The organism is Arsenophonus nasoniae DSM 15247 (assembly GCF_000429565.1).
Taxonomy (GTDB): Bacteria; Pseudomonadota; Gammaproteobacteria; order Enterobacterales; family Enterobacteriaceae; genus Arsenophonus; species Arsenophonus nasoniae.
Genome location: NZ_AUCC01000125.1, coordinates 1 through 5,862, shown reverse-complemented (window position 1 = coordinate 5,862; position 5,862 = coordinate 1). Strand labels below are relative to the sequence as shown.

Sequence of the window (5,862 nt, the reverse complement as noted above, 5' to 3'; positions counted from 1 at the left end):
CCGGAGAACCCAGGTTTTTCTGTGCTGATGAAAGGATTTCTGCGTACCGATCCGTACAAATGTATTCTGTGTGGCGACAGGCTGCTTTTCACCGGGGCGCAAATGGGTAAAAAAGCAACGGAATTGTTGTCAGAAAGACTGCATAACCTGGAGAAAAAGCGATGGTTACGCATCTAAACGCAGGATTAATGTGTCTAAAATAAGGAAATCAGGTTAGAAATTACACTCTCTGAGGAAATGTTAACTGGCACTAAACACAATAAATCGATCCCCATCTCCTTTTTGCAATAAGGGATGGCTTTTGCTACTCACTTTAAAAGCGATTCAATTTCCTAACCATGAACAGATTGAGCAGGGAAATCTTAGTGTTGATGAATTTGTCGAACAATTGTATGGTGACATTAATCGTCTGCTATCGGATGATATTGGACAAAACCTAAAGATTGATACCCCAACAAATCAGACAAGCACAACTATATGCTGCCCTAATTGCAACAAGGCATTATTGGATAAGCCTAAACTTGTCGTTTGTGAAGCCCAATGTGGTTTTAAAATATGGAAAACGGTTTGTGAGAAAACACTGACCACAAAACAGATTGAAACACTGGTCAAAAAAGGAAAAACAGGCATTATCAAAGGCTTCAAAAGCAAAGCGGGTAAAAACTTCGATGCAACGTTGATATTGCAGGACAAGACCACAGGGGCAACCCGATTTGAATTCGAAAATAACAGGTAAATTAACATGAGTGAAACAGCCAAAACGCTAAAAAGAGAAGAAGAATATCAGATTATCGCTAAACATTTTAGTAGCATTACGACAATAAGAAAGTTTGCGTTAACAAAAGATTTCGAGTGGCTACAGGAAGTTAAAGACAAACTGGAAGCGGTTATTGAAGAAAACAGAGAACTCTTTGAACAAGCCAAAAAAGAAGCAGAGGAAAAAGAAAAGCAACGCCTTGCCCTAATTAAAATGATTGAAGATAGTGGCTTTAGTCTTGATTCACTCTTGAACCCTGTTACCACGGGCAAAATTAAGACGAAGAAAAAAAGTAGTATTAATGCACGGAAGCCAAAATATGAATTTTTAGACGAAAACGGCGAGATACAAACATGGTCAGGCAATGGCAAGCCACCCACAGCACTCCAAAAATTACTCGATGATGGGAATGAGCTAGAGGAGTTTTTAATAAAAAACTAAGAATTTATTATAAAAAATATAGGTACAGAAATAAAACTGTACCTATAAATTAGATATCGAAAGTTAAAAAATCAGGAGGAGACTGACAATATCTATTAAAATTAAATATAACAGCCGATTATTTATTTGTACTTATATCATCTTTAATGCAAAAGGCACTTCCATCAAGATATTTCAAATCGTCATTCTCTAGATTATTTTTAAATTCCTTTACTGCAAACTGACACTCATGTTCCGTTTTAAATTCTTGAGAATGAATACTGGCAAAGTTATTTGTTGAGTAGGGAGTTGAAAACATAGTAAGAATTAATATCCACATATGATTCGCCTCTATTTATAATAATGACTATTTATATTGCATTTTTCCCTGGTGTTGGAAAAGATAAATATTTAATCTCAAAAAAATATATTTTAATTAACTGCGCTAAACTTAATGTAATTAACTATAATGACTTCAAAAATAAATAAAATAAGCAAAATTACTATTTACTTTAGATATAAAAAAGGATTATAATTTAATGTTATTCAGTTTTTTTTACAATTGAATTAGGCTGGATTTTTGATGAAGATTGCTCTTGCTCAAATTGATACCGTCTTAGGCAATAAAAGAAAAAATTTATTAAAAATAGAGAATCTATGCAGCAAGGCAGCTAAAGAAAACGTCGATATTATTTGTTTTCCTGAGCTTGCTAGAATTATAGCATTAAAAGGAGCGGATATTATTTTTCTTCCATCTGCATGGCATAAAGAAGCTAAAGACATTTGGACGATAAATTGCGCTAGTCGAGCATTAGAGAACGGTATTCATTTAGCGGCAGTAAATAGATGTGGGAAAGAAGAAAATCTTCATTTTTTTGGTGGAAGTCAATTAATAGGTGCAAGAGGACAAACATTAAAATTAGCAAATTATAATAGTGAAGAGCTAATTTTCTGTGAAGTAGACTTTAATGAACAGTCAAAAACACGATTAGAAATACCTTACTTAAGACACAGAAGAACAGATATTTATTCAATTGAATATACCGATAAAAATGAATATTAGACGATTTTGTGAAAAAGACATTGACCATTTGTGCAAATGGTTTTCATCTAACGATGAGGTTTTACAATGGGGTGGTATAGATTTAGCATGGCCTCTTACTAAGTCACAAGTTATTCCAATGTTGCAAGAAGCTAATGAATCACCGCCAAAGCGTTGGATGTTTATTGGTTTTCAGGACTCAATCAGACTAGCTCACGCACAGATAGAACTTGACTGGCTTCATGGTGTAGCTCTTCTTGGGCGTGTAGTAATCAACCCTGATTATCGCAAGAAAGGCTTAGCTGTTCCTTTTTTACAGAAAATTATTGATGAAGTTTTTTCCAGATTAGAATTTCAGAGGCTTGAGTTAAATGTTTATAGCTTTAATAAGCCAGCAATAAAAACCTATCAGCGATTAGGGTTTATCCAAGAAGGTATTAGACGTTCCGCAGTAAAAGCAACTAATGAACGATGGGATGATATTATGTTCAGTATGCTACGAAACGAATATTTAAAGATCAATAAGTTAAATTGACTAATTCTTAAGTTTTCTGAGGCGACCCCTTATTGAAGATAGACACAACCCAATAAATTATACTGGCAACCAATAATGAATTTAATGAAGGAATACCTAATTCTACTGTTGCGCCAACAAAACTTCCTATTACACATGCCAAGATGGCAGTCCATCCAATTAAAGGTGTTGAAGTATCGTCAGGTAATAGTCCTTTTTCTCTAGTTTTATCTAGGATTTTCCGACTTGTTTTCAACATATAATAATCAATTAATATTACACCAATAATAGGTGGAAAAAGAACGCCAAGAAAAACAAGGAAATCAACAAACCTATCTAGCATTCCAAGAACAGACAATGTGGTTCCAAGAATTCCTAGCATTATTGTTAAATAAGAATAAGATAACTTCTTTCCTATTACTCCTTCAATGGCGTTAGCAATTCCTAGAGATGAAGAATAAAGATTTAAATCATTAATTTTTAATGCTGATAGGATAACACTAAGAAGACCTATCCATCCTGCTGTTTGCCCCATGATAGTCACCACATCGTCAGTATCAAGCGCATGAGCAATTAATATTGAAATACCATTGACAATAAATTCACCTATCAATATGGAAATTAATGTCATCCAAAAAACATGTTTGCCACTTTGACAATAACGACTAATATCTGGTGTCGAAAATGCACTGGTCATACATCCACCTGCAACCGCTGTAATTCCTGCTGTAATGCTTATTGCTGTCCCTGACGGTATTGTCGTGATAAGGTTTGAAATATTATGATCTTTTACCAGCAGAAAAAAAATCCAAGCAACAACAACACAAAATAAAGGCACGGAAATTTTTGCAGTCCAGTTTAAGGCTTTGACCCCAAAGGCCACTAATGCTGTCAAAGTTAAGCCAGATATGATAGCTGCCAAGTTAAATCCAAGCCAATTATTGCTAGAGTAGTTAATTGCTTTAGCTAAAATTGAATTTTGGATGCCAAACCAACCAAGAAGACTAATTGCTATAACTGATCCAATTATGGCTGACCCTAAACGCCCAAATCCTGTCCAACGTGAAAGTAAACTAATTGACAATCCTTCTCTTGCACCAGCAATTCCTAATCCAAGACTTAGGAATTCTAATATTAAAGTACCACATAACGTAGCAATCATTGCTTGCTCGAAAGTCATACTATGACCCAACATAGCGCCCAACATGAACTGTGATAAAGATGTCATTTGCCCTATTCTGATAAGTGTTACATTAAAAAAACTGAGTCTTGCATTGTGAGGAACACGATAGAGTGAATATGAATCGTCATTTGACATATATTTTTTCTCGTTAATTTTAAATTCAAACTATTTAACAAATTTTATTCCACTTCTCAAAAAATCCGGTGGAATATACTTATCAAGACCTATCGCTTGGCAATATTCAATAAGTTGAGCATTGCTATTAACATCAGCTTTTCTATAGATACTCTTTATGTGTGAATCTATCGTTGAAGGGCAAACATCTAGTCTTTTAGCAATTTCTTTAGCAGTTAGCCGTTGTTGTGCCCAGAAAATCACTTCTAATTCTCTTTTTGTGAAGAGATCATTGGGAGGAGTAAAAAAGTAAACATAGGGTGACATATCATAAGTTTGGAAATTCACAATTTCTCTTCCATGATAAATAGTTCCGACAATTTCGCCTGATTGATTATAAAACGGTCTTTTTTCGAAAAAATAAGGCTTTAATCTATTTTCTTTAAAATTTAAAGTGGTTTGGATGGCTATTTCTTTTTTTCTATCGGATATGACTTTATGATCATGAATTAGAAGATTTGAAGAAAGTTCTGCCACAGGATGGGGTAATTCACTGTCAAACATACCTTCTATGTTGAAATCAAGTTTTATTCCTAAGTGACTAAGATTATTAGCATAAACAAATTTTGAATCTAAGTCCTTTACTCCCCAAGGATCACTCTCATGTCTTAAAAAAGATATCAAAGAACCTAATTCATTATCTGATATATTTTTTTTCATAAAATGACCTTAACTCAGATTAATATGACCACCTTTTTTGAATGACGGGTGGTAGACTGAATGAGGTTGCTACAATCGAACTCAAGCGATCGGCGAGTCTTTAGACTCCCCCATCCAGCCCACCATAAACATTGGCATGAAATGTGCCAGTATAAATATATAGTATATTTATACTGGGCTTGAGTGGACGGGGTAGCAATCCCGTTCTCTGATTTTTTCAGAGACAAACCAAATTTAATAATACTGCTTCATCTTGTCAAATCATCTTAGAGGTGTCCGCTTGAAAAACGGAAAATATCCTACGCTACAGCTAAGCCTATTTTGAGAAAAACTTAAAGGCTAAAACCTGAATTTTGCTCTTGCCGTTGCTGTTTTTTCTGCTCCTGTTTGGGCTGTTCAATCACCTGTTTTTGTTTTGCTTCTTCAACATGGGCTTCCAGTGTTGCCCTTTCCGCTTTCAAAGCCTCCAGTTCGTCTCTTGGCATCGCACGGTTTCGCATACTTTGATTTAATGATTCTAGCGCTTTTTCAGCGTAACGAAACGGTGAGTCAATCTGGCTGTTTTTGAGACTGGTTAAATCAATATAAACAGGCTCAACCTTACGCATATCAATGTTTTTGGTATCAATGCCCATGCGGTTCAAATCCGCTTCTTTCAGATCTTTAAGCTGCATAACCATCTTGTCATCTTGCTTAAATGCGACCTTGAAGCGGATAACACTCTCAAATCCATCATTTTGAGGGGCTGGCATCACAATCAGGCGGTTAAAGGCTTTATCATCGATTTTATAAGACAGGTTTTGCCTGTCGGGTTGTATTATTTTCTCTGGCTCTGCGGTGGCTTGTTGGGGAGTTTGTACAGTCTTTTGCTGCAATTTTTCAGCATGGGATAACATCATCTGATGATATTTATCCGGTGACAAAATAATGTTGATATTTTTTTCAGCCGCCGCAATCGCACAGGTTTGTTTAAACTGTTCACTCCCTGTTAATCGTAATTTACCACCAAACTTGTTTTTGGCGTATTCCAGCGCCATGGCTGCTTGTGCTTTACTGCTATTACCTGAAAACTCGATATGTGACCCTTTATCAGAAAAAACCACTTCCTGCGT

At 35.4% G+C, this 5,862-nt stretch carries 8 protein-coding genes and 1 pseudogene; 5 read left to right on the top strand and 4 right to left on the bottom strand.

The annotated features are described in order from the left end of the window. The 3 genes and pseudogenes from G468_RS25480 to G468_RS0115785 form a co-directional block, all read left to right on the top strand. Window positions 1-177: pseudogene (locus G468_RS25480) on the top strand (IS91 family transposase); the annotation flags it as partial. Window positions 178-301: 124 nt separating this feature from the next. Next, a complete protein-coding gene (locus G468_RS0115790) occupies window positions 302-736 on the top strand; it encodes a topoisomerase C-terminal repeat-containing protein (protein ID WP_026823883.1) in 435 nt (144 codons plus the stop codon). Between the two features lie 6 nt (window positions 737-742). After that, a complete protein-coding gene (locus G468_RS0115785) occupies window positions 743-1,198 on the top strand; it encodes an H-NS histone family protein (protein ID WP_026823882.1) in 456 nt (151 codons plus the stop codon). Window positions 1,199-1,316: 118 nt separating this feature from the next. On the opposite strand, the gene G468_RS0115780 is transcribed toward G468_RS0115785, so the two are convergent. Next, window positions 1,317-1,517, bottom strand: a complete 201-nt coding sequence (locus G468_RS0115780) for a hypothetical protein (protein WP_026823881.1) — start codon at window positions 1,515-1,517, stop codon at window positions 1,317-1,319. A gap of 243 nt (window positions 1,518-1,760) precedes the next feature. Here G468_RS0115780 and G468_RS21450 point away from each other — a divergent pair, with 243 nt between their 5' ends. Both G468_RS21450 and G468_RS0115770 read left to right on the top strand, forming a co-directional pair. After that, a complete protein-coding gene (locus G468_RS21450; RefSeq protein WP_051297158.1) occupies window positions 1,761-2,240 on the top strand; it encodes a nitrilase-related carbon-nitrogen hydrolase in 480 nt (159 codons plus the stop codon). A 28-nt stretch (window positions 2,241-2,268) separates the two neighbouring features. Then, a complete protein-coding gene (locus tag G468_RS0115770) occupies window positions 2,269-2,754 on the top strand; it encodes a GNAT family N-acetyltransferase (protein ID WP_162143437.1) in 486 nt (161 codons plus the stop codon). 7 nt (window positions 2,755-2,761) lie between these two features. Here G468_RS0115770 and G468_RS0115765 read toward each other — a convergent pair whose 3' ends face one another. The 3 genes from G468_RS0115765 to G468_RS24235 all read right to left on the bottom strand — a co-directional run. Next, window positions 2,762-4,051, bottom strand: a complete 1,290-nt coding sequence (locus G468_RS0115765) for a purine-cytosine permease family protein (RefSeq protein WP_026823879.1) — start codon at window positions 4,049-4,051, stop codon at window positions 2,762-2,764. Window positions 4,052-4,081: 30 nt separating this feature from the next. After that, complete coding sequence (locus tag G468_RS0115760; protein WP_026823878.1) at window positions 4,082-4,750, bottom strand: PAS and helix-turn-helix domain-containing protein; 669 nt, start codon at window positions 4,748-4,750, stop codon at window positions 4,082-4,084. A gap of 332 nt (window positions 4,751-5,082) precedes the next feature. Next, window positions 5,083-5,862 (bottom strand): LPD7 domain-containing protein (locus tag G468_RS24235; protein WP_034250204.1); only part of this gene is annotated, 780 nt, incomplete at its 5' end.

Excerpts from the sequence above, each read along its gene's own strand:
- G468_RS0115765 (WP_026823879.1), bottom strand. The coding sequence starts at position 4,051 with ATGTCAAATGACGATTCATATTCACTCTATCGTGTTCCTCACAATGCA.
- G468_RS0115780 (WP_026823881.1), bottom strand. The coding sequence starts at position 1,517 with ATGTGGATATTAATTCTTACTATGTTTTCAACTCCCTACTCAACAAAT.
- G468_RS0115785 (WP_026823882.1), top strand. The coding sequence starts at position 743 with ATGAGTGAAACAGCCAAAACGCTAAAAAGAGAAGAAGAATATCAGATT.
- G468_RS0115760 (WP_026823878.1), bottom strand. The coding sequence starts at position 4,750 with ATGAAAAAAAATATATCAGATAATGAATTAGGTTCTTTGATATCTTTT.
- G468_RS21450 (WP_051297158.1), top strand. The coding sequence starts at position 1,761 with ATGAAGATTGCTCTTGCTCAAATTGATACCGTCTTAGGCAATAAAAGA.